Raw genomic sequence first — 22,825 nt, forward strand, 5'->3', positions numbered from 1 at the left:
CGGCGATTACTTTTGCTTCAGGTACTGATCCAACCACCCCACCACAGTGTGATGCCACTGCACAGAATTCGCCGGCTTGAGCACCCAATGATTCTCATCCGGGAACACCAGCAGCTTGCTCTCCACCCCCATGCGCTGCAGCGCGGTAAAGGTTCCCAGCGCCTGTGCAGTAGGAATGCGGAAGTCCAGATCACCCTGGATCACCAGCATCGGCGTCTTCCACTTGTTCACGTGATGAACCGGATTGAAGCGCTCATGATTCTCCGGCACCTTGAAGTAAGGCCCGCCGCTCTCCCAGTCGGTAAACCACTGTTCCTCGGTCGAGTACGCCATGCCGCGCGTGTCGAACACGCCGTCGTGATTCACGATGCACTTGAACTCATCCGACCAGTTACCCGCGATCCAGTTCATCATGTAGCCCCCGTACGACGCCCCCAGCGCGCAGTCGCGTGAACGGTCGAGCCACGCGAATTTCTGCACCGCCGCGTCATAGCCCTTCTGCAGGTCGACCAGCGGCTTGCCGCCCCAGTCGTTGCTGATCGAATCGGTGAACTTCTGGCCGTAGCCGGTCGAGCCGTGGAAGTCGATGAACACGGCCGCATACCCCGCGCCCGCATATACCTGCGGATTCCAGCGATAGCTCCAGCTGTTGCCGAAGCTGCCCTGCGGGCCGCCATGGACGATGAAGGCGACCGGATACTTCTGGCCCGGCTGCGCATTCCACGGCTTCATCACGTAGCCGTACACGGTCTCGCCATTGGCGCCGGCGAACGAGAACTGCTCGGACTCGCCAAAGCGCACGTCCTTCAAACGTTCCGTGTTCACATCGGTCAGCTGTTTCGGCTTGCCGCCCAGCTTCATCGAAAACAGCTGCGCGCCCGATTGCAGGTTGGCGTGGGTGTACACCAGCGTGTCGCGCCGCAGGTCATACGCGCCGACCGCGCCCTTGTCGGTCAGCGGCGTCACCTTGTCGCTGGCGACGTCGATCGAGAACAGGCGGTGCTGGCCGATGTCTTCGGCATCGACAATCAGCGCCTTGCCGTCCGCACGCCACACCAGGTTGCCGGCCGAGCGGTCCCAGTCGGCCGCCAGCTTGCGCTTCTGGCCGGTGGCCACGTCCATCAGCATGACCTGGTAGCGGTCGGCCTCGAAGCCGGGACGCGCCATCGCGAGATAGGCCAGGGTGCGGCCATCCGGCGAGAAGGTGCCCTTGGTATCCCAGGCCGGATTCTCCTGGGTCAGGTTGCGCGGCGCCGCGCCGCCCGCGGCCGGCACGCTGTACAGGTCGAAGTTGGTCGACCAGGCTTCGGTCTTGCCGGCGATGCGCGCCGAGAAAACGATGGTCTTGCCATCCGGGCTGAAGCGGTACTCTTCGCGGTCGCCGAACGGCTTCGACGGCACGTCGCCGTCGAGCGAGCCGGACAGGCTGACCGGTTCGCCGCCGATCTTGCCGTCCGCACCCAGCGGCGCCGAGAACAGCACGGCGTTGCGGTGGTCGTTCCAGGTATCCCAGTGACGCACGAACAGGCGGTCATAGACCTTGCCGGTGGCCTTGTCCTTCTCCTTGGCATCCAGGCGCGATCTGGTGCAGGCCAGGTCGGCGCAGTCGCGGAATACGGCCAGGCTGAACGCCAGGCGGTCGCCGCCTGGCGCGAGGCGGAAGTTGTCGACGTCCAGCGGCAGGTTCGTCACCTGCACCGCCTCGCCGCCGGCGACCGGCTGGCGCCATACCTGCGACGAACCCGAGCGCGCCGACAGGAAATAGACGGCGTCGCCCGAAGGCGACCATTCCGGGTCGCTGCTGCTGGACGCATGCTGGGTCAGGCGCTGCGGCGCAGGCTTGGCGGCGCGCAGGTCGACCATCCACAGTTGGGTATTGCCGCGGTTCTTTTCCATATCCGTGCTGCGCACGGTATAGATCACGCGCGTGGCGTCCGGCGACACGGCCGGGCTGCCTACCCGTTCCATATTGACCAGGTCTTCCACGGTAAAGCCGCGCGGCGCGGCCGTTGCGGTGGTGGCGGCCAGCAGGGCCGCCGCCATCGTCAGCAAGCGAAATGTCATTCCATCCTCGTCGATCAGTGCCGCGGCAGGGTGCCGCATGCAAGCTGGCAATTTACCACGTTGCATTACAGGCATGTGAAGCGCTACTGGAAGCCGGCCCAGACACTGTTGAGTACTAGAAATGCATCTTTTTCGATTCTATGACACCATGCGGTTTCAAAAATATGGTTCAACTTCGGGACGTGTAATGACGGATTTTCTTAAAACGGGACAAGAAAGGATCATGTACCGCACCGGCGCCGCCGCCCGGCTGGCTGGTCTGCCGGTGGAAACCCTGCGCGTATGGGAGCGCCGCTACAGCCTGTCGGATGCCCAGCGCTCCGAGCGCGGCCAGCGCCTGTACTCGGCCGAACAGGTGACGCGCCTTGGCCTGCTCAAGCAGCTGGTCGACCAGGGGCATTCGATCGGCGTGCTCGCCGGTCTCAACCGCGACCAGCTGCAATCGATGCTGGGCCTGGACGGCCAGGCCAGGGCCGTGGCGGCGGCGCCGGTGCGGGTGCTGCTGGTCGGCGCCATGCTGGCGCGGCGCGTGGCCGCCATGGGGCAGGGCGCCCTGGGGCTGGACGTGCGCGGCCATTGCGCCGACCTCGCGCAGGCGGCGGACATATTGCAGGATGATGCAGGCGCCGACGTGCTGGTGATCGAACAATCCGAACTCGACGAACGGGCGCTGCCGGCCATCGCCGCCGCGCGCGATGCGGCCGGCGTCGGGGCGGTCGTCGTGCTGTACCGCTTCTGCTCGAGCGCCACTATCCGCACCCTGCGTGCGCAAGGCTGCCTGGTCGCGCGTATTCCCGCCGATCTGAATGAACTGGCCCTGCTATGCCATTCGGCCCTGACCGGCCACCGCCCGCCGCTGCAGGAGCCGGTTGCCGCCGCCGTCGCCCCACCGCGTTTCGCCGACGAAGACCTGGCCAATATTGCGGCCGCCGGCAACCGCCTGACCTGCGAATGCCCGCGTCACTTGACCGAATTGCTGATGATGGTCGGCAGCTTTGAGCGCTACAGCCAGCATTGCGCATCGCGTAATCCTGAAGACGCGGCGCTGCACGCCGAGCTGGCGCTGGCCTCGGGCCGCGCGCGGGTGGTGCTGGAGGCAGCGATGGAAAGGCTGGCGATCGAGGAAGGATTGCCGTTGCCGAAAGGCTGGGCCTAGACGATCTTGCCGCGGTCGGCCAGCAGCGCCTCGTAAGTCATGTTCTGCAGCAGCGTGTAGTGGACCGGATCGAGATCGATGAACTGCACGCCATAGCTGTACATCTCGGCCTGGCCGTCCGCCGGCTTGCCGACCGCCAGGTTCCGGATGCTGGCCCGGGTGCGCACCTGGGTTTCCCGGTTGTCGGGCGGGACCATCAGCGCGAACCGCAGATCCACGATGTCTTCATCGGGCGGCAAGGGCTGCGACGAATCGATGCGGGCGCCCGTCACCGACACGTTCGCCAGCTGGCAATCCATCGGCGCCGCGAACTTCATGCCGGCCACCCGCACCGGCAGGTCGGCGCGCACCCGCATCGCGCCGCGCAGGCTGGTGCCCTGGATCGAGGTCGGGAATGAAAGATGGACGTAGAACAGGGGACGGCTGAAAACGCGCTCGACCGTGGAGGCGAACGAACACACGTTCACGCCGGAAAACACCCGGATCGTCACGCGCTCGCCTTCGGTCAGTCCGATCGGCACCCCGTCCTCGAAGGGGATCTTGAGGATCAGGTACTCGTCCCTGACGTAGCCGATGAGGCTGGAAAAATGCGCGACCGGCTTGAGCCGCCGGTGCGTGATGAGCTGCAGGCGGACGCCGACCTGCATGTTCAGCGTTTCGAATTCGTATTCCTGGGGCTTCAGCTCATGGGCTTGGGCGCTGTTCATATCGGTAAAACAAGCGGGCGGCCATTGCCGCAGAGAAAAGCCGGCATGATAGCAGCAGCTTTACCTCTGGAATGTATCTTAATGTCACTGCTTGCTTCCGACAGCTGGTAGCAATAAGTCAATGGCGGCCGTATTCGCCTGCCGGCTCCGATGACCTGAGAAGAAAAACGAGCCCCCTCAAGTCAGGTCAGGTTGAGCTGCCATGAAACGCCAAAGCGGTCGCTCAGCCAGCCGAACTTGCGGCTGAACCCATAATTATCCGGCGGCATCAGCAGCTTGCCGCCGTCCGCCAGCCGGGCGAAGGCGGTGTCGAACTCGGCCTCGTCCTGGCACTCCACGAACAGCGACATGGATGGTGTGAAGGTAAACGCGTGCTTGGCCGGACTGTCGATGCAGATCACGGGCTGGCCGGCGAGGGAGAAATCGGCCCGCTTGACGGTCCCTTCGGGGCCCATTTCGCCGCTCTTGTAGTGCTCGATCTGCTTGACTTCGGAGCGGGCGAACAGCGAGACATAGAAACGCATCGCTTCCTCGGCCGAACCTTCGAACATCAGGAATGGAGTGATGCTGCTTGCCATCGTCGACTCCTATCGAGTGATGGAGCGCGGTGCTCAGCGCGCGGGTTTCCAGCCGGACGCCATGGCGTCGGCAAAGCTCTGCCCCATGATCTCGACCGCCTTCTGGTTGGCGCTGATGAGCCGGCCGAATGACTGCTGCTGGACCGACACGGCATTCCTGGTCAAGGCTTCGGCGCACGACTGCGAAGCGGCGATGAAGGCCTTCATCGTCTCTTCCATGATGATCTTGGACGAGCTGATCCAGAGCTGCTCCAGGCTGGCGCGGGTCGAATCCGCGTAGACATTGGCGATCTTCAGGAATGCATCTTGATAGGGCAGGGCGTTCAGCTGGGCGGTCGCTGCGGTGAACTGCGGGTATGCGGTCGTCATGACACATCCTCTCGGGCAGATAGCAGGTTGGAGTGGGGAAAGACGCTTTGGGCGTCGCCCATCAGTATAGGCCGAGTATGGACGTTGTCTACAGCATTGGGCAAGTTGTCGAACCGGTCAGGCGTCGATATCGGCGGTCCAGTCCCCGCTCTTGCCCCCGTGCTTCTCCATCACCCGCACATTGGTCATCACCATCCCCCGATCGACCGCCTTGCACATGTCGTACACGGTCAGCAGGCCCACCTGCACCGCAGTGAGTGCTTCCATCTCGACCCCGGTCTTGCCGATGGTTTCCACCTGCGCCCGGCAATGCACGCTGTTGGCCGCCTCGTCGATCTCGAAATCCACCGTCACGCGCGTGATCGGCAGCGGATGGCACAGCGGCACCAGGTCGCTGGTGCGCTTGGACGCCATGATCGCCGCGATGCGCGCGATGCCGATCACGTCGCCCTTCTTGGCGTTGCCCGACGTGATCAGGGCCAGCGTCTCCGGCTTCATGCGGATGGTCCCGGCCGCCACCGCGGTGCGGTGCGTGTCCTGTTTCGCGCCGACGTCGACCATATGGGCCTGGCCGGTGGCGTCGAAGTGGGTCAAATGGTCTGCGGTCGGGATCGGATTCGTCATTACTCGGTTAATACGGTCGGGTTACAAAATGGTTCGCTGAGCAGCAAGATGTGCGCGGATGCAGGTATGATAGCACCGTGAAATCCGTCGTCCGTCCAGCAATGGCGCGCCGCTGGCGCTCCTCCCTGTCCGTCATGGCCTTGTGCATGGCGACCGCCTTCCCCGTTGCAGCGCAGTCCGACGTGTTCAGGCGGCCCGATTCGACCCGCCTGCCCACGCTCGGCGACACCGCGCGCGGCGATCTGTCGCCCGTCGTCGAGCGCAAGCTGGGCGAGGAATTCATGCGCGACGTCCGGCGCGATCGCGATTACCTCGACGACGAGCCGATCTCCGAATACCTGAACAATTTCGGCAATGGACTGGTCGCCGCCGTGCCCGGCGCGCGCGGCGAGACCAATGCCGACTTTCACTTCTTCGCCGTGCGCGATCCGGCCCTGAATGCGTTCGCGATGCCGGGCGGCTTCATCGGCGCCCACTCGGGCCTGATCATCGCGGCCCAGACCGAATCGGAACTGGCCGGCGTGATGGCGCACGAGATCGGCCACGTCACCCAGCGCCATATCGCGCGCCGGCTGGGCCAGCAGCGCCAGGACGTCCTGCTGCCGCTGGCGTCGATGATCCTGGCGGCGCTGGCGGCCCGGGCCAGCTCGGATGCGGCCATGGGCGTGCTGATGGGAGGCCAGGGCCTGGCCGTCCAGCGCCAGCTGAACTTCAGCCGCGACGCCGAGCGCGAGGCCGACCGCGTCGGCTTCCAGATCATGGAGGCGGGCGGCTACGATACCACCGGCATCGTCGCTTTCTTCCGGCGCCTGCAGGCCGCCTCCAGGCTGTATGGCGACCTGCCTCCCGGCCTGGCCAGCCTGAGCAGCCACCCGCTGACCCAGGATCGGATCACCGACATGCAGGCGCGCATCCGCGAGATTCCCAAGAAGCAGCGCATCGACAGCCTCGATTTTCATCTGGTGCGCGCGCGCACCCGTGTGCTGCAGGACGGAAGCGAGCAGGGCCGGCGCGACACGCGCACCGCCTTCGAGACCCAGCTCAGGGAGCAGCCCCACCGCCAGTGGCAGGCCGGAGCCCAGTACGGCCTGGCCTATCTGGCGCTCAAGGAGAACGACCTGGCCGGCGCGCAGCGCTGGCTCGACAAGGCGCTCGAGACCATGAAGCCGCGCGAAGGGGTGCTGTCGGTGGCGCCGTCGAACGTGGGCGATGGCGCGACCATGTTCGCCGGGCTGGCGCTGGAGATCAAGATGGCGCCGGGCCAGCCGAGGTCCGTGCTGGAAGAGGCGGTCAAGGACGCCGATGCGGCGCGCCAGCGCTTCCCGCTGTCGCGCTCGCTCGCGCACCAGTACGCGCAGGCCCTGATCGCGACCGACCGTTTCGATGAGGCGGCGCTGTTCCTGCGCGACCAGGCCCAGCAGTATCGGGAGGAACGCAAGCTGCACGACATGCTGGCCAGGACCTATGCCAAGCAGGGCAAGATCGCGCTGCAGCACATGGCGCTGGCGGAATCGTACGTGCTGGCCGGCGCCGTGCCGGCGGCGATGGCCCAGCTCGAACTGGCGCGCAAGGCCAGCGATGCGTCGTTCTACGACCAGGCGGTCATCGATGCGCGCGTGCGCGAGCTGCAGGAGAAACAGAAGAAAGCGAAGGAAGAGGCCGAAGAGGAGTGATTTAAGGCATCGGCGTCTGGTTGAAGCCGAACCTGGACGCGATGTCGTCAGTTGCCATCCGCTCGACCTCGTGCGGCCTGCCGTTCCACGGCAGCACCAGGCGGCCATTGCCATCTTCCAGCCACGCCATCACCGCCTCGTCCGAGGCCGCGGCGCCGTCGAGCTCGAGCAGGCCCAGCACCTGGGCCACGTCGCGGTCGTCCAGCTGCGCCACCGTCTCGCCCGCCACGAACACCAGCGCGCCGGCATCGCTCAGACAGACCCGCTCGAGATCGGCCAGCGCCTGTCCGGTCTGCAGCACCAGCCCTTGCTGCGGATCGGTGCGCGCGATGAAGGGCGTGGCCTCCAGGTTCACGTACACGCGCTGCGGCCCGTTCTGGAAATACCAGTTGCCGCGCTCGTCGTGCAGGTAATTGCGGTTGATGAAACCCACCAGCGCTGGATTGTTCAAGCGGTCGCCCGCCGCGTTGGCGCGCTGGGCCGCTTCGTCGCGCATGCGCCAGCCGCCGCGCGCGTCGAGCGCGAGCCAGCCGTAGCAGTGGGGCACGTTCGGCCACTTGGCCATTGCCTGTTTTACGATATCGTCCATTCAGGCAGCATCGCATGGTTCGGCCGGCGCCAGCGCGCGCGTGCCATTGACGGCGTCAAAGTGGTGCAGGATACGCCGCGGCAGCCAGTCGATCCGACCCGGGAACGGGCCGACGGCAAAGCCGACGTGTCCACCCTGCGCCGGATACTCGAGCGTCACCGCGTTCGACGCCGACGTCGGCAGGTGAATGCCCGGCAAGAAGGGGTCGTTGCGGGCATTGAGCACCAGGGTCGGCACCGTGATGTCGTGCAGCACGTGGCGGGCGCTGGCGCGGTGCCAGTAGTCGTCGGTGTCGCGGTAGCCGTGCAGCGGCGCCGTGACGACATTGTCGAAGGCATACAGGTCGCGCGCGGCGAGCAGGGCGGCGCGGTCGAACAGGCCGGGAAATTGCTCCAGCTTGGCCAGGCACTTCGGCTTGAGGGTCTGCAGGAACATCCGGGTGTACAGCATATTGAAGCCGGACGACAGCGCTTCGCCCCCGCGCGCCAGGTCGAGCGGGGCCGACACGGCGCAGGCCGCATCGACGATCTCGGCGCCATGGCCCGATTCGCCCAGCCAGCGCAGCAGCGCATTGCCGCCCAGCGAGACGCCGGCCGCATACAGCGCGCCTTGGTGGGAGGCACGCAGCTTGCGCACGATCCAGTCGACTTCGCTCGCGTCGCCCGAGTGATAGAAGCGCGGCGCCAGGTTGGCTTCGCCGGAGCAGCCGCGAAAATGCGGCACCACGCCCGACCAGCCGCGCGCCGCCAGCGCCGCCATCAGGCCGCGCGCGTAATGGCTGTTCGAACTGCCTTCCAGGCCATGGAACAGCACCACCAGCGGCTGGCCGGGCCGGCCGTCCACGAAGTCGAGGTCGACGAAGTCGCCGTCCGCGCTGTGCCAGCGTTCGCGGCGGTAGGCGACCGGCGGCTTGGCGATGCAGGTCGCCGGATAGATCGTTTGCAGGTGGCCGCCGGGCAGCCACGAAGGAGCGGGGTAGTGCATTAGGAAGAACTTGGGTTCCCGCCTTCGCGGGAAGTCGTTACCTCCAGTGGAGGTAACGACGCGCGTGCCGCATGGAAAGAAAATCAGTGGTGCTTGAGCACGGTGCCCGGCGCCAGGCGGTACTGGGTGCCGCAGTAGGGGCACTTGGCCTCGCCGTGGTGGTCGAAGTCGAGGAAGACGCGCGGGTGCGAGGACCACAGCGGCATTGCCGGGTTGGGGCAATAGGCCGGCAGGTCCTTGGCCGTGAGCTCCACCACAGGCATCGTCTTTTGATTCATCTGTTTCTCTCCGTCAGGCAAGTTGGGCAAAGACTGGATTTTAACGGATTCGCTCTATTGTCGAAATGACCGTAAAATAATGCGTTCAGCATAAAGAGCATGATCGACGCCTGTTATATTGAGCGTCCAACCATGCCACATCCATACATGCGTTTCATGCCCGACCGTTTCAAGCCTTCCGCCTTCGCCGACATCCCCGTCCGCCGTTGCAAGAATGCCACAGATATGTCTGTGCTGAACGCGCTGCGGTCTGTTGCATGAGCGCGGCCGACGATCCGGGCCAGCTTCCCGCCTCCATCGGCGACGCGCCGAACCGCGACGCCTGGAACGAAGGTTTCAAGACCGGCCTGCCGACCCTGTTCGGCATCGCCGCCTGGGGCCTGGTGGTCGGCATCGCCATGGTCAAGAGCGGCCTGTCGGTGCCGCAGTCGCTGGGCATGACCTTATTGGTGTTCGCCGGCTCCGCCCAACTGGCCTCGCTGCCGCTGATCGCCGCCCAGGCCCCGATCTGGGTCATTTTCGCCACCGCCCTGGTGGTCAACCTGCGCTTCGTGATCTTTTCGGCGCTGCTGGGGCCACATTTCGCCCACCTGCCATGGAAGCAACGCTTTTATCTTGGTTATATCTCGGGCGACCTGACCGTCGCGCTCTTCCTGCAGCGCTATCCGACCCTGGCGCCGGTGGTGGGCAAGCTGTCCTACCTGAAGGGGCTGATGTATCCGAACTGGTTCGCCTGGCAGATCGGCTCCATCATCGGCATCTTCCTCGGCAGCGCGGTGCCGGCCGAATGGGGCCTCGGCTTTGCCGGCACCCTGGCCATCCTGTGCATCATGGTGCCGCTGATGATCAATAACGCTGCCCTGTGCGGCGTGCTGGTGGCGGGGGCGATCTCGGTGCTGGCCTACGACTTGCCGTACAAGCTGGGGCTGCTGCTGGCGGTACTGGTGGGAATGGTCACCGCGATGGTGATCGAAGAAACGTTTGCGAAAGCGAAGGTGCGCCGTGGCTGATTGGGAAATCTGGGTCGTGATCGGTGTGCTGTGCGTGGCCACCGCCGCCACCCGCAGTTCGTTCTGGATGATCGGCCACCGCGTGACGATCCCGCCGCGGGTGCAGGAAATGCTGCGCTATGCCCCGGCCTGCGCGCTGGCGGCCATCATCGGGCCCGACTTCCTGATCGATACGCAAGGCGACGTGCAGCTCACGCTGGCGAACCCGAAACTGCTGGCCGGCCTCGCCGCCTTCGTCTTTTATATGTGGCGCCGTAACATGTTGCTAACGATTTTATTCGGCATGCTTGTATTTACACTGTTGCGTGTACTGCACGTTTTCGGCCCCGCCGGCTAGCAGGCCTGCTAATGTACAATGACGTTTTTTCACTATTGCCACGCCGACCAAATGGACGCTCTCCGTTTCACCCGCCTGCAAGACCTGATCGATCAACAAGCGCTGCAAGGCAAGCGCGTCTTTATCCGCGCTGACCTGAACGTCCCTCAAGATGACGCTGGCAATATCACTGAAGACACGCGTATCCGCGCTTCGGTGCCGGCGATCCAGGCCGCCGTCAAGGCCGGCGCGGCGGTGATGGTGACGTCCCACCTGGGCCGTCCGACTGAAGGTGAATTCAAGCCGGAAGACAGCCTGGCGCCGGTCGCCACGCGCCTGTCCGAGCTGCTGGGCCAGCCCGTCGAACTGAAACAGGATTGGGTCGATGGCGTCGACGTCGCGCCGGGCTCGGTCGTGCTGCTAGAGAACTGCCGCGTCAACAAGGGCGAGAAGAAAAACAGCGACGAACTGGCGCAGAAAATGGCCAAGCTGTGCGACGTGTATGTGAACGATGCCTTCGGCACCGCCCACCGCGCCGAAGCGACCACCCACGGCATCGCCAAGTTCGCGCCGATCGTGGCCGCCGGCCCGCTGCTGGCCGCCGAACTGGATGCCCTGGGCAAGGCCCTGGGCCAGCCGCAGCGTCCGCTGCTGGCGATCGTCGCCGGCTCGAAGGTATCCAGCAAGCTGACCATCCTGCAGAGCCTGGCCGACAAGGTCGACAACCTGGTCGTCGGCGGCGGCATCGCCAATACCTTCATGAAGGCCGTCGGCCTGAACATCGGCAAGTCGCTGGTCGAGAACGACCTGGTCGATGAAGCCAAGGCCATCATCGAGAAAATGTCCGCGCGCGGCGCGCAGGTGCCGATTCCCGTCGACGTCGTGTGCGCGAAAGAGTTCGCACCGACCGCGGCCGCCACGGTCAAGGACGTCGCCGATGTGGCGGACGACGACATGATCCTCGACATCGGCCCGAAAACCGCCGCCATGCTGGCCGGGCAGGTCGCCAAGGCCGGCACCATCGTCTGGAACGGTCCGGTCGGCGTCTTCGAATTCGACCAGTTCGCCGAGGGCACCAGGACCCTGGCGCTGGCCATCGCCCAGTCCCAGGGCTTCTCGATCGCCGGCGGCGGCGACACCCTGGCCGCGATTGCAAAATACAAGATCGCCGACCAGATCGGCTACATTTCGACCGGCGGCGGCGCTTTCCTGGAATTCTTGGAAGGAAAAACCCTGCCAGCGGTCGACATCCTGCTGCAACGCAGCGTCCACTAGAACTAGCCTGAGACCCTAGCGCAGCCAGTCTGCGCTTTGTTTTTATACAAGGACAATCCATGTACCGTGGCACCAAGATCGTCGCAACCATCGGCCCTGCTTCGACCGACTTCGATATTCTCGTCAAAATGATCCGCGCCGGCGTCGACGTCGTGCGCCTGAACTTCTCGCACGGGAAGGCGCAGGACCATATCGATCGTGCTGCGCTGATCCGGCGCGCCGCCGAGGAGTGCGGCCGCGAAGTGGCGATCATGGCCGATATGCAGGGTCCGAAGATCCGCGTCGGTAAGTTTGAAGAAGGTAAGATCTTCTTGAACAATGGTGACCGCTTCATCCTGGATGCCAAGTGGGGCGATAACGGCGAGCTGGGCAATCAGGAGCGCGTCGGCCTGGACTACAAGGCGCTGCCGCGCGACGTCAAGCCGGGCGACAAGCTGCTGCTGAACGACGGCCTGATCGTCCTGATCGTCGACCGTGTCGTGGGCCACGAGATCTATACCACGGTCAAGGTTGGCGGTGAACTGTCGAACAACAAAGGCATCAACCGCCAGGGCGGCGGCCTGACCGCGCCGGCGCTGACCTCGAAGGACATGGAAGACATCAAGACCGCGATGACCTTCCAGGCCGACTACCTCGCCATCTCGTTCCCGAAGAGCGCGACCGATATGGAAATGGCGCGCCAGCTGGCGAACATCGCCGGCGAGCCGTACGGCCACAAGCCGATGATGATCGCCAAGATCGAGCGCGCCGAAGCGATTCCGCTGCTGCAAGAGATCCTGGACGCGTCGGACGGCATCATGGTCGCCCGCGGCGACCTGGCGGTCGAAGTCGGCAACGCCGCCGTGCCGGCGCTGCAGAAGCGCATGATCCGCATGGCGCGCGACTCGAACAAGCTGGCGATTACCGCGACCCAGATGATGGAGTCGATGATCGTCAACGCCGTGCCGACCCGCGCCGAAGTGTCGGACGTGGCCAACGCCGTGCTGGACGGCACCGACGCCGTCATGACCTCGGCCGAGACCGCATCGGGCAAGTACCCGATCGAGACCGTCGAGATGATGGCCGCGATCTGCGTCGAAGCCGAGCAGTCCGAATACAACAAGATCGACGTCGACTTCCTGAACAAGCAGTTCACCCGCATCGACCAGACCATTGCCTATGGCACGCTGTTCACCGCCCACCACCTGGCCGTGAAGGCGATCGTGGCGCTGACCGAGTCGGGCTCGACCGCGCTGTGGATGAGCCGTCACAGCATCGACACCCCAATCTTCGCCCTGACCCCGCTGCAGGCGACGCAGCGCAAGGCGTCGCTGTACCGCAACGTGCGAGCATTCAATCTGCCGCAGGAAGGCGGCAGCCACGCGGTGCTGCGCAAGGCCGAGGAACTCTTGATGAAAGAAGGGTTCGTACGCAAGGGCGACCTGATCGTCGTCACCTGGGGCTCGCCGATGGGGCAGGCCGGTGGCACCAATGCGCTCAAGATCGTGCGCGTTGGCGAGTTTGATTAAAGGGAATCAACGAGTAGCCTGAGGCGCAGTAGCGGCATTTGCCCGGCGCTGTCCAGGACGGACGGCGCCGCGCTCGGCATTCGGGATTCCCGAACAAGTTTCTTTATTGTTTTGGAGTACAACCATGGCACTCGTATCATTGCGTCAATTGCTGGACCACGCCGCCGAAAACGGCTACGGCCTGCCGGCATTCAACGTCAACAACCTGGAGCAGGTGCAGGCCATCATGGCCGCCGCCGACGCTGCCAACAGCCCGGTCATCATGCAAGCCTCGGCCGGCGCACGCAAGTACGCGGGCGAAGCCTTCCTGCGTCACCTGATCGACGCCGCCGTCGAAGCCTACCCGCACATCCCGGTCGTCATGCACCAGGACCACGGGCAGTCGCCGGCCGTCTGCATGGCCGCGATCCGTTCGGGCTTCTCGTCGGTGATGATGGACGGTTCGCTCGAGGCCGACGGCAAGAGCGTCGCCAGCTATGAGTACAACGTCGAAGTGTCGAAAGAAGTGGTCAAGTTCGCGCACTCGATCGGCGTGACCGTCGAAGCCGAGCTGGGCGTGCTGGGCTCGCTGGAAACCATGAAGGGCGACAAGGAAGACGGCCACGGCGCGGACGGCACCATGACCCGCGAACAGCTGCTGACCGACGTCGACCAGGCGGCCGACTTCGTCAAGCGCACCCAGTGCGACGCACTGGCGATCGCCATCGGCACCTCGCACGGCGCCTATAAATTCACGCGCAAGCCGACCGGCGACATCCTGGCGATCGACCGCATCAAGGAAATCCACGCCCGCATCCCGAACACGCACCTGGTGATGCACGGCTCGTCGTCGGTGCCGCAGGAACTGCTGGCCATCATCCGCGAATTCGGCGGCGACATGAAGGAAACCTACGGCGTGCCGGTCGAAGAGATTCAAGAGGGCATCAAGCACGGCGTCCGCAAGATCAATATCGACACCGACATCCGCCTGGCGATGACGGCCGCGATCCGCAAATACATGTTCCAGAATCCGTCGAAGTTCGACCCGCGCGACTACCTGAAGCCGGCGCGCGAAGCGGCGATGGAAGTGTGCAAGGCGCGCTTCCTGGCGTTTGGCTGCGAAGGCCAGGCAAGCAAGATCAAGCCGATCCCGCTGGAGAAGATGGCCGAGCGTTACAAGGCCGGCGAACTGGCCCAGATCGTCCAATAAGTCGGAAAGCCGGCTTTTTTGACGTAAAATATCGCATTGCACAGGCCTATACGGCCTGACTTTCTCAACCGGCGGCCTTTGTCGCCGGTTTCCGCTTTCCTGATAGCCATCTATGAACAGCCTCTACCAATCCTCCATCCAGTCCCTGCCACTGCTCGGTCACGGCAAGGTGCGCGATAACTACGCCGTCGGCGACGACAAGATCCTGATCGTCACCACCGACCGCCTGTCGGCCTTCGACGTGGTCATGAACGAGCCGATCCCGGGCAAGGGCATGGTGCTGAACCAGATGAGCGATTTCTGGTTCGAGAAGCTCGGCCACATCGTGCCGAACCACCTGACCGGCGTGGCGCCGGAAAGCGTGGTCGCCGAGAACGAGGTGGAGCAAGTGCGCGGCCGCGCCGTCGTGGCCAAGCGCCTCAAGCCGATCATGGTCGAAGCCGTCGTGCGCGGCTACATCATCGGCTCGGGCTGGAAGGACTATCAGCAAAGTGGCGCGATCTGCGGCATCCAGCTGCCGGCCGGCCTGCGCCAGGCCGACAAGCTGCCGGAACCGCTGTTCACCCCGGCCGCCAAGGCCGAACTCGGCGAGCACGACGAGAACATCTCGTTCGCCGAGATGGAACAGCGCATCGGCGCCGAGCTGGCCGCGAAGATGCGCGAAGTCAGCATCAAGCTGTACACCGCCGCCGCCGAATACGCCGCTACCCGCGGCATCATCATCGCCGACACCAAGTTCGAATTCGGCCTCGATGAAAACGGCGTGATGCACCTGATGGACGAAGTCCTGACCGCCGACTCGTCGCGCTTCTGGCCGGCCGACTCGTACGCGCCGGGCATGTCGCCGCCGTCGTTCGACAAGCAGTTCGTGCGCGACTACCTGGAAACCCTGACCGACTGGGGCAAGACCGCACCGGCGCCCGCGCTGCCGGCGGACGTCATCGAAAAAACCCAGGCCAAGTATTTCGAAGCCATCGAACGCCTGACCGGCGAGAAGCTGAAGGCGTAACAGGATGACCGAACAAGCAAAACCTCTGGTGGGTGTGATCATGGGCTCGTCCTCGGACTGGGACGTGATGCAGAATGCCGTGGCCATCCTGAAGCAGTTCGGCGTGCCGTTCGAAGCCCAGGTGATCTCGGCCCACCGCATGCCGGACGAGATGTTCACCTACGCCGAACAGGCGCGCGCGCGCGGCCTGCGCGCCATCATCGCAGGCGCCGGCGGCGCGGCCCACCTGCCGGGCATGGTGGCCGCCAAGACCATCGTGCCGGTGCTGGGCGTGCCGGTGCCGTCGAAATACCTGCGCGGCGAGGATTCGCTGCTGTCGATCGTGCAGATGCCGAAGGGCGTGCCGGTGTCGACCTTCGCCATCGGCGAAGCCGGCGCCGCCAATGCGGCCTTGACCGCGGTGGCGATCATCGCCGCGGGCGACGACGCATTGGCCGACAAGCTCGAGCAGTTCCGCCGCGACCAGACCGCCGCCGCCCAGGCCATGACTCTTCCTGTGTAAGTGCGATGAATAATCCGTTTCTTCCCTCCGCCGATCCGTCGACCTGGCTCGGCGTGATGGGCGGCGGCCAGCTCGGCCGCATGTTCGCCCACGCCGCCCAGGAGATGGGCTACAAGGTCGCCGTGCTCGAGCCGAGCGCCGATTGCCCGGCCGGCCAGGTGGCCGATCGCACCATCGAAGGCGGCTACACCAATGGCGGCGCGCTGAGCGAGCTGGCGGCCTTGTGCTCGGCCGTCACCACCGAATTCGAGAACGTCCCGGCCGACAGCCTGGCGCTGCTGGCCGCCGACAGCTTCGTCGCACCCGCAAGTGCCTGCGTCCAGATCGCGCAAGACCGCATCCTCGAAAAGAAGTTCTTCGTCGACTGCGCGCCGGCCTCGAAGGTGATGCCGGCCCCGCACAAGACCATCGCCTCGCATGCCGACATCGACGCCATTGGCGACGACCTGCTGCCGGGCATCCTCAAGACCGTGCGCATGGGCTACGACGGCAAGGGCCAGGTCCGCGTGCGCTCGCGCGAGGACGTGCGCGCCGCTTTCGACAGCATGGGCGGCGTGACCTGCCTGCTCGAAAAAATGCTGCCGCTGGCCTACGAGGTGTCGGTGCTGACCGCGCGCGGCCACGACGGCGAGTCCGTCGTGTACCCGATCGCCGAGAACGTGCACCGCGACGGCATTCTGTTCACCACCACCGTGCCGGGACCGAACGTGTCCGCGGCCTGCGCGCAGCAGGCCCAGGACGCGGCGCGCGCCATCGTCGCCCAGCTGGGTTACGTGGGCGTGCTGTGCATCGAGTTCTTCGTGCTGGAGGACGGCGCCCTGGTCGTCAACGAGATGGCGCCGCGTCCGCACAACAGCGGGCACTACACGTTAGACGCCTGCATCACCAGCCAGTTCGCGCAGCAGGTCCGTGCGATGGCGCGCCTGCCGCTGGGCGACGTGCGCCAGCATTCGCCCGCCGTCATGCTCAACATCCTGGGCGATGCATGGTTCGAAGGCGAGAGCGACGATGCGCGCGAACCTGCCTGGGACCGGGTGCTGGCGCTGCCTGGCGCCAACCTGCACCTGTACGGCAAGAACGACCCGCGCCGCGGCCGCAAGATGGGCCATGTGACCTTCGTGGCGCCGACGCTCGCCGCGGCGCAGGGCAATCTGCGCGCCGCCTGCGCCATCCTGGGAATCGAGCCGTAAGATGGACACGCAGCAGTTCGACCCGGCGGCGATCGACGCCGCCGCCCGCGCGCTGGAGGCCGGCCAGCTGGTCGCCTTCCCGACCGAGACCGTGTACGGCCTGGGCGCCGACGCCGAGAACCCGGCGGCGGTGGCCGCCATCTACGCCGCCAAGGGCCGCCCGCAAGACCATCCGGTGATCGTGCACCTGGCGCCCGACGCGCCGCTCGACTACTGGGCCTGCGACATCCCGCCGCAGGCGCATGCGCTGGCCGATGCCTTCTGGCCCGGCCCGCTGACCATGATCCTCAAGCGCGCCCCGAACATCCCGGACGCCGTCAGCGGCGGCCAGGACACGGTCGGCCTGCGCTGTCCGGCGCACCCGGTGGCGCTGGCGCTGCTGCGCGCCTTCAAGGGAGGAAAGGGCGGCGTCGCGGCGCCGTCGGCCAACAAGTTCGGTCATGTGAGTCCGACCCTGGCCGAGCATGTGCGCGATGAATTCGGGGCGGACGGCAGCGTGGCGATGGTGCTCGACGGCGGCCCCTCGCAGGTCGGCATCGAATCGACCATCGTCGACCTGTCGCGCCTGGAGTCGCACGGCCCCGTGCTGCTGCGTCCCGGCCAGATCAGCGCGGAGGCGATCGCCGCCGTGATCGACCAGCTGCCGGCCGCGCCGGACGCTGCCGCGCCGCGCGCCTCGGGCACGCTTGAATCGCATTACGCGCCGCACACGCCGGTGGCGATGCAGGAGCACGCGACCCTGCTCGATAGCCTGGCCGCGCTGCATGGCGCCGGCCGCAAGGTGGCCCTGATCCACATGAGCGACATGCCGGCGACCCACGCCGCACTGCGCCTGCCGGCGGCGCCCGACGGCTTCGCCTACGCGCTGTACGCCGCGCTGCGCGCGATGGACGGGCAGGGCGCCGACGTGATCCTGGTCGAAGCGCCGCCGCAGGGTGGCGACTGGCTGGGTGTGAACGACCGCCTGCGCCGCGCGGCGCACGGTTCGACGGGCATTGTGCACGGCCTGCTCAACGCGCAGGCGAAAGTTTAATTTATATCAATGAAGCAAATGACGGGGCGCAAACGCCCCGCATTTCGTTCTCGTCCGTTACAAATTCGTCTCTTTCTGCATAGAAAACGCTGGTTATAATCCGATCCCGCAAGCGACCCCATCTCTTTTAATAGGTGTGGTAGCCAAATGCCTACGCGCAATGGAATTTGCTATACAAGCGGTTTGAACGCTGGCATAGTGTTCATGATGCGAATAGCACGGGCGTTCGTTTCACAATAATTTCTATCCAGGAGACACAATGCGTCATACCAAATTCGCGCTGGCCGTTCTGACGGCCGCGCTCCTGACCGCATGCGGCGGCGGCACCAGCCCTGCCGGCGGCGACCAGACCACCAAGCTCACTTTCACCAATATGGTGTCGTTCGGCGACAGCCTGTCGGACGTGGGCACCTACCGTGTCGGCGCCGTGGCGGCGGCCGGCGGCGGCAAGTTCACCATCAATGGCGACAGCAGCGCCAAGAATGTCGACCTGAACGGCAAGATCTGGCTCGACTTCATGGCCGCCCAGCTCAAGCTGCCGGCCCCGTGCGCCGCCCAGACCGGCCTGCAGGGCGACGCCTCGCTCGGCTTCAACGTGCCGATCGTGAACCACCCGAATTGCTTCAACTACGCGCAGGGCGGTTCGCGCGTGATCAATCCGATCGGTCCGGGCAATGCCGCGACCGGCTCGCCGATCGGCGAAATGACCACCCCGATGGTCACCCAGATCGCGAACCACCTGTCCAAGACCGGCAACAAGTTCAGCGGCACCGAACTGGTGACCGTGCTGTCGGGCGGCAATGACGTGCTGATGCAGCTGGCCGCCGTGACCAATGCCGGCACCGCCGCCGGCGCGCAAGCCTTCGCCACCGCCCTGGCCACCCGCCTCGCGGCCGGCGCGACCAGCCCGCAAGCCGCGGCGCAAGCCATCGGCGCGGCGATCGCCACCGAGAACGCACGTCCAGGCAAGACCGACCAGACCGTGGTGCAGGCAGCCGTCCGCGCCGCCGCAATGCAGCCGGGTAACCAGGCCGTCGCCCAGCCGGCCGTCTATGGTCCGATCGTGGCCGCCGCCCAGGCCGACGGCACCGCCGCCGGCAACACCGCGGCCGGCGCCTACGCCAGCGCCAACGCGACCGCCATGGTCACCGCGCTCGGCACCGCCGGCGCGCAGATGGCGGGCCTGGTCAAGAACGAACTGCTGGCCAAGGGCGCCAAGTACGTCATCGTCGCCAACCTGCCGGACGTTGCCAGCACCCCGACCGCCAAGTCGCGTCCTGTGGCGATTCAGCAACTGGTGACCGCCATGGTCAACGCCTTCAACACCCAGCTGAAAGCCGGCCTGGGCGCCGACGACGCGCGCGTGCTGTACACCGACCTGTACACCGTCAGCAACGACCAGGTGAAGAACCCCGGTCCATACGGCCTGACCAACACCAGCGCCCCGGCCTGCGCCGAAAACGCGCTGGGCACGACCTCGCTGATCTGCACCGCGAACAACACGGTCGCCGGTGATGTGAGCCGCTACATGTTCGCCGACGGGATCCACCCGACCCCGTTCGAGAACGACCTCATCGCCCGCTATGTCTTCAAGGACATGGCCATCAAGGGCTGGCTGTAAGCAGCGGCGGGCCCGTCCAGGTGACGGGTCCTCACACACATATCAGGAGATAGCATGAAAGTTCGTTTCAACAGCATGATCAAGGTGCTGGGTGTGGCTGCCGGGCTGGCATTCGCGTCCGGCGCATACGCGCAATCGGCCGGCCAGATCACGGCCAAGGTCGGTTTCAACCGCTTGATGCCGAAGGTCGAGAGCGGCGACATCAGCGCGCCGGCGCTGCCGGGCACCAAGGCCGACGTCGGCAACGACATGCAGCCGGTGCTGATCCTCACCTACAGCCTGACCGACAATATCTCGGTCGAAGGCGCGCTCGGCACGCCGTACAAGCACAGCATCTACGGCGCCGGCGCAATCGCCGGCACCGGCAAGCTGGGCGAGGTCGAGGCGCTGCCGCCGACCGCTTTCGTGCAATACCGCTTCGGCGCGCCGACCTCGACCTTCCGTCCCTTCATCGGCGTCGGCCCGACCTACGCCTATTTCATGAAGGAACGCGGCTCGGCCAAGATGACCGCGATCACCAATCCAGGCAGCGACGTGCCGACCACCTTCAAGATCGACAACAAGCTGACCTATAGCGCGCAAGTCGGCGTGGCGATGAACTTCGACGAGCGCTGGTTCGCCGACGCCACGGTCATCAAGACCCGCCTGCGCACCGACGTGCACTTCTCGACCGGCCAGACCCAGTTCATGAAGCTGGATCCGGTGGCGATCGTGCTGGCGGTGGGCTACAAGTTCTGAACGCGGCGTTCGCCCCGTGACCGAAGCCCGCCGCGTGCGGGCTTTTTTAATGCACGCAGCGCGCGTACTGCGTGAAATGCTCGGCGCTGAGCGCGCTCTGGTAAAGAAACCCTTGGTAGAGATGGCAGCCGGCATCGGCCAGGAACTGGCGCTGCCCCGGCGTCTCGACCCCTTCGGCAATCACCTGCAATCCCAGGCTGTCGCCCAGCGCGATGATAGAGCGCACGATCGAGGCGTCGTTCTGGTCGGTCAGCACGTCGCGCATGAAGGAGTGGTCGATCTTGAGCTGGTCGAGCGGCAGCTTGCGCAGGGTGGCCAGCGATGAATATCCGGTGCCGAAGTCGTCCAGCGAAAAGCTCAGGCCGCGCCGCTTGAGCGTGGCCATGGTGTGCGCGGTCTGGGTGAAGTCGGTGATGACCAGGCTTTCGGTCAGCTCCAGTTTCAGGCTCGAGGGCTGCACCCCGCTGTGCTCGAAGATCCCCTGCAGCATGGGCACGAAATCCGGCTGGTTGAACTGGCGCGCGCTGACGTTGACCGACAAGGTCAGGCCGGCCGTCTCGGGCGCGCGCTGCCAGCGCGCCAGCTCGGCGCAGGCGGTGCGCAGCACCCATTTGCCGATCTCGACGATGATCCCGCTTTCCTCGGCGGCGCGGATGAACTCGCCCGGATAGAGCACCCGGCCATTGGGCAGGCGCCAGCGCAGCAGCGCCTCGGCCCCGAGCACCCGGCCCGAGCGGTCGAGCTGGGGCTGGTAGTGCAGCACGAACTCGTCGTGCTGCAGCGCGCGCCGCAGGCTGCCTTCGAGCTCGGCGCGCGCCGACCAGGCGGCCTGCGCCGCCGGATCGTGGAAGCGGAAGGTGTTGCGGCCCGCGGCCTTGGCCTGGTACATCGCGGCGTCGGCCTGGCGCAGGGTCGACTCCACCGTGTCATGGACGCCGCACAGCGTGACCACGCCGATGCTGACCGACACCGAGTAACTCAGCTCGCCCAGCTGGAACGGCGCGGCCAGGGCCGCCACGACCTTGGCGGCGACGATTTCGGCCTGGTTCGCGGCCAGTTCGCGCGCGTCTTCCACCGGCTGGATCAGCACCACGAACTCGTCGCCGCCCAGGCGCGCCACCATGTCGGCCTCGCGCACGCAGTGCTCGAGACGGCGCGCCACCGCCTGCAGCAGCTGGTCGCCGGCCGCGTGGCCCTGGCTGTCGTTGAGGAATTTGAAGTTGTCGAGGTCGCAGAACATCAGCGCTCCCCACTTGCGCGTGCGGGTGCTGGTGAGCAGGGCGCGGCGCAGGTGGTCGAGCAGGTTGGCGCGGTTGGGCAGGTCGGTCAGGTGGTCGAAGAAGGCCAGGTGGAAGATCCTGGCTTCGTTGCTCTTGCGCTCGCTGATGTCGGTGCCGATCACCAGGATCTTCTGGCAGGCGTCCAGGGCCTGGTCCGGGCCCAGCAAGGTCCAGCTGGTATCGGTGTCGATCGTCGAGCCGTCGCGCCGGATATGGGCCAGCTCGCCCGCCCACTCGCCTGACTCGAGCGTCTGCCTGAAGGCGGCCTCGTAGAGCGCGGGCTTGTCGCACAACAGGTCGCAGAAGCGCTTGCCCAGCGCTTCCCGGGCGCTCCAGCCATACAGGCGCTCGGCGCCATGGTTCCAGTAGGTGATCACGGAATGCATGTCCATCGCGATGATGGCGTCGCGCGCCCGTTGCAGGAACGAGGCCTGCTCCTGCATCTTGAGGTCGGCCTTCTTCAGGCGCGTGAAGTCGGAGAGAAACCCTTCCAGCATGCCGGGCGGGCCGCCTGTCAGGTTGAGCGAGCCCTGTTCGCAGATCCAGCGCACGTCGCCGCTCGCGGTGCGGATCCGGTAGGTCACCTGGTAGGCGCGGCCCTGGGCCAGCGCGAGGGCAATCGCACCATCGACCAGGACGCGGTCTTCGGGAAGGATGATGGAGCCGAACGGCAGGCCGGGCCGCGCGGTGAAGGCGGCCGGCGAGTAGCCGGTCAGCTTTTCGACGCCTTCGCTGATGAATTCGATGGTCCAGTCAGGGTCGTTATGACAGCGATACACCGCGCCCGGCAAGTTACTCAGCAGCAGGTCGAGCGACAGGGCGCCCGCCTGCTCGGGCAGGGAAGGATCAAGCATGGGCTGCGTCGTACTCATCTGCGCACTCATCTGTTCTCACGCTCAAGAAGTAGAGACCGAAACGATCGTCATGCATCGCGCATTTGATGGTAGCGTAAATATCCACGCGCACAGAGTGGACGCGAGGCCGATAGCGCTAAAGATTGTCAAATGAGAACGCCATACCACGGAATGTGACATGGCTAATAATCACTTTCACACTCGCAACCCAAGGTGCATGGACTGTCGGTTGCATTTTCTTTTTAACAACCCGCATGCTAGACTGCCCGGCCCCATCC

At 65.4% G+C, this 22,825-nt stretch carries 22 protein-coding genes; 13 read left to right on the forward strand and 9 right to left on the reverse strand.

The window, feature by feature from the left end:
* Positions 1–6: 6 nt before the first annotated feature.
* On the reverse strand, positions 7–2,064 hold the full coding sequence (locus ABIB42_RS17155) for a prolyl oligopeptidase family serine peptidase (RefSeq protein WP_429248694.1): 2,058 nt from the start codon (positions 2,062–2,064) through the stop codon (positions 7–9).
* A gap of 223 nt (positions 2,065–2,287) precedes the next feature.
* On the opposite strand from ABIB42_RS17155, the gene ABIB42_RS17160 reads away from it, so the two are divergent.
* Positions 2,288–3,220, forward strand: coding sequence for a MerR family transcriptional regulator (locus ABIB42_RS17160; protein WP_273161495.1), 933 nt, complete (start codon positions 2,288–2,290; stop codon positions 3,218–3,220).
* On the opposite strand, the gene ABIB42_RS17165 is transcribed toward ABIB42_RS17160, so the two are convergent.
* The 4 genes from ABIB42_RS17165 to moaC all read right to left on the reverse strand — a co-directional run bounded on the left by ABIB42_RS17165 (position 3,217) and on the right by moaC (position 5,498).
* Positions 3,217–3,927, reverse strand: coding sequence for a flagellar brake protein (locus ABIB42_RS17165; protein ID WP_273161494.1), 711 nt, complete (start codon positions 3,925–3,927; stop codon positions 3,217–3,219). The genes ABIB42_RS17160 and ABIB42_RS17165 overlap by 4 nt on opposite strands.
* Before the next feature lie 182 nt (positions 3,928–4,109).
* Complete coding sequence (locus ABIB42_RS17170; protein WP_005664977.1) at positions 4,110–4,505, reverse strand: VOC family protein; 396 nt, start codon at positions 4,503–4,505, stop codon at positions 4,110–4,112.
* 33 nt (positions 4,506–4,538) lie between these two features.
* Positions 4,539–4,874 (reverse strand): hypothetical protein, encoded by a 336-nt coding sequence (locus tag ABIB42_RS17175; RefSeq protein ID WP_005664979.1) that lies wholly within the window; start codon positions 4,872–4,874, stop codon positions 4,539–4,541.
* 117 nt (positions 4,875–4,991) lie between these two features.
* On the reverse strand, positions 4,992–5,498 hold the full coding sequence (gene moaC, locus ABIB42_RS17180) for a cyclic pyranopterin monophosphate synthase MoaC (RefSeq protein ID WP_184236638.1): 507 nt from the start codon (positions 5,496–5,498) through the stop codon (positions 4,992–4,994).
* A gap of 101 nt (positions 5,499–5,599) precedes the next feature.
* Here moaC and ABIB42_RS17185 point away from each other — a divergent pair, with 101 nt between their 5' ends.
* Positions 5,600–7,171 (forward strand): beta-barrel assembly-enhancing protease, encoded by a 1,572-nt coding sequence (locus ABIB42_RS17185; RefSeq protein WP_273161502.1) that lies wholly within the window; start codon positions 5,600–5,602, stop codon positions 7,169–7,171.
* A 1-nt stretch (position 7,172) separates the two neighbouring features.
* Here the strand turns inward: ABIB42_RS17185 and ABIB42_RS17190 are convergent, their stop codons facing one another.
* The 3 genes from ABIB42_RS17190 to ABIB42_RS17200 all read right to left on the reverse strand — a co-directional run bounded on the left by ABIB42_RS17190 (position 7,173) and on the right by ABIB42_RS17200 (position 9,022).
* On the reverse strand, positions 7,173–7,760 hold the full coding sequence (locus ABIB42_RS17190; protein WP_273161493.1) for a DUF2946 family protein: 588 nt from the start codon (positions 7,758–7,760) through the stop codon (positions 7,173–7,175).
* Positions 7,761–8,744, reverse strand: a complete 984-nt coding sequence (locus ABIB42_RS17195; protein WP_273161492.1) for a YheT family hydrolase — start codon at positions 8,742–8,744, stop codon at positions 7,761–7,763. It abuts the gene before it with no gap.
* Between the two features lie 83 nt (positions 8,745–8,827).
* Entirely contained in the window at positions 8,828–9,022 is a 195-nt protein-coding gene (locus ABIB42_RS17200; RefSeq protein WP_005664989.1) for a zinc-finger domain-containing protein, read from the reverse strand.
* 257 nt (positions 9,023–9,279) lie between these two features.
* Here ABIB42_RS17200 and ABIB42_RS17205 point away from each other — a divergent pair, with 257 nt between their 5' ends.
* The 11 genes from ABIB42_RS17205 (at position 9,280) to ABIB42_RS17255 (ending at position 20,413) form a co-directional block, all read left to right on the forward strand.
* Positions 9,280–10,032 (forward strand): AzlC family ABC transporter permease, encoded by a 753-nt coding sequence (locus ABIB42_RS17205; RefSeq protein WP_273028292.1) that lies wholly within the window; start codon positions 9,280–9,282, stop codon positions 10,030–10,032.
* Positions 10,025–10,369: an AzlD domain-containing protein gene (locus ABIB42_RS17210; protein ID WP_005664992.1), complete on the forward strand. Its 345-nt coding sequence runs from the start codon at positions 10,025–10,027 to the stop codon at positions 10,367–10,369. Before ABIB42_RS17205 ends, ABIB42_RS17210 begins: the two co-directional genes overlap by 8 nt.
* A 51-nt stretch (positions 10,370–10,420) precedes the next feature.
* Positions 10,421–11,623: a phosphoglycerate kinase gene (locus tag ABIB42_RS17215; protein WP_184236643.1), complete on the forward strand. Its 1,203-nt coding sequence runs from the start codon at positions 10,421–10,423 to the stop codon at positions 11,621–11,623.
* 59 nt (positions 11,624–11,682) lie between these two features.
* Positions 11,683–13,131, forward strand: a complete 1,449-nt coding sequence (gene pyk, locus ABIB42_RS17220; protein ID WP_071361259.1) for a pyruvate kinase — start codon at positions 11,683–11,685, stop codon at positions 13,129–13,131.
* 124 nt (positions 13,132–13,255) lie between these two features.
* On the forward strand, positions 13,256–14,320 hold the full coding sequence (gene fba / locus ABIB42_RS17225) for a class II fructose-bisphosphate aldolase (protein ID WP_005664998.1): 1,065 nt from the start codon (positions 13,256–13,258) through the stop codon (positions 14,318–14,320).
* Positions 14,321–14,432: 112 nt separating this feature from the next.
* On the forward strand, positions 14,433–15,329 hold the full coding sequence (locus tag ABIB42_RS17230; protein ID WP_005664999.1) for a phosphoribosylaminoimidazolesuccinocarboxamide synthase: 897 nt from the start codon (positions 14,433–14,435) through the stop codon (positions 15,327–15,329).
* Between the two features lie 4 nt (positions 15,330–15,333).
* Entirely contained in the window at positions 15,334–15,831 is a 498-nt protein-coding gene (gene purE / locus ABIB42_RS17235; protein ID WP_005665001.1) for a 5-(carboxyamino)imidazole ribonucleotide mutase, read from the forward strand.
* A gap of 5 nt (positions 15,832–15,836) precedes the next feature.
* A complete protein-coding gene (locus ABIB42_RS17240) occupies positions 15,837–17,021 on the forward strand; it encodes a 5-(carboxyamino)imidazole ribonucleotide synthase (protein WP_273035919.1) in 1,185 nt (394 codons plus the stop codon).
* Between the two features lies 1 nt (position 17,022).
* Positions 17,023–18,054: an L-threonylcarbamoyladenylate synthase gene (locus tag ABIB42_RS17245; RefSeq protein ID WP_071361264.1), complete on the forward strand. Its 1,032-nt coding sequence runs from the start codon at positions 17,023–17,025 to the stop codon at positions 18,052–18,054.
* 259 nt (positions 18,055–18,313) lie between these two features.
* Positions 18,314–19,675 (forward strand): SGNH/GDSL hydrolase family protein, encoded by a 1,362-nt coding sequence (locus ABIB42_RS17250; protein ID WP_429248695.1) that lies wholly within the window; start codon positions 18,314–18,316, stop codon positions 19,673–19,675.
* A 54-nt stretch (positions 19,676–19,729) separates the two neighbouring features.
* Entirely contained in the window at positions 19,730–20,413 is a 684-nt protein-coding gene (locus ABIB42_RS17255; RefSeq protein ID WP_219861484.1) for an OmpW/AlkL family protein, read from the forward strand.
* 46 nt (positions 20,414–20,459) lie between these two features.
* Here the strand turns inward: ABIB42_RS17255 and ABIB42_RS17260 are convergent, their stop codons facing one another.
* Positions 20,460–22,547, reverse strand: a complete 2,088-nt coding sequence (locus tag ABIB42_RS17260) for a putative bifunctional diguanylate cyclase/phosphodiesterase (RefSeq protein ID WP_429248696.1) — start codon at positions 22,545–22,547, stop codon at positions 20,460–20,462.
* Positions 22,548–22,825: the final 278 nt, after the last annotated feature.

The organism is Massilia sp. UYP32, assembly GCF_050434365.1.
Lineage (GTDB): Bacteria > Pseudomonadota > Gammaproteobacteria > Burkholderiales > Burkholderiaceae_D > Telluria > Telluria timonae.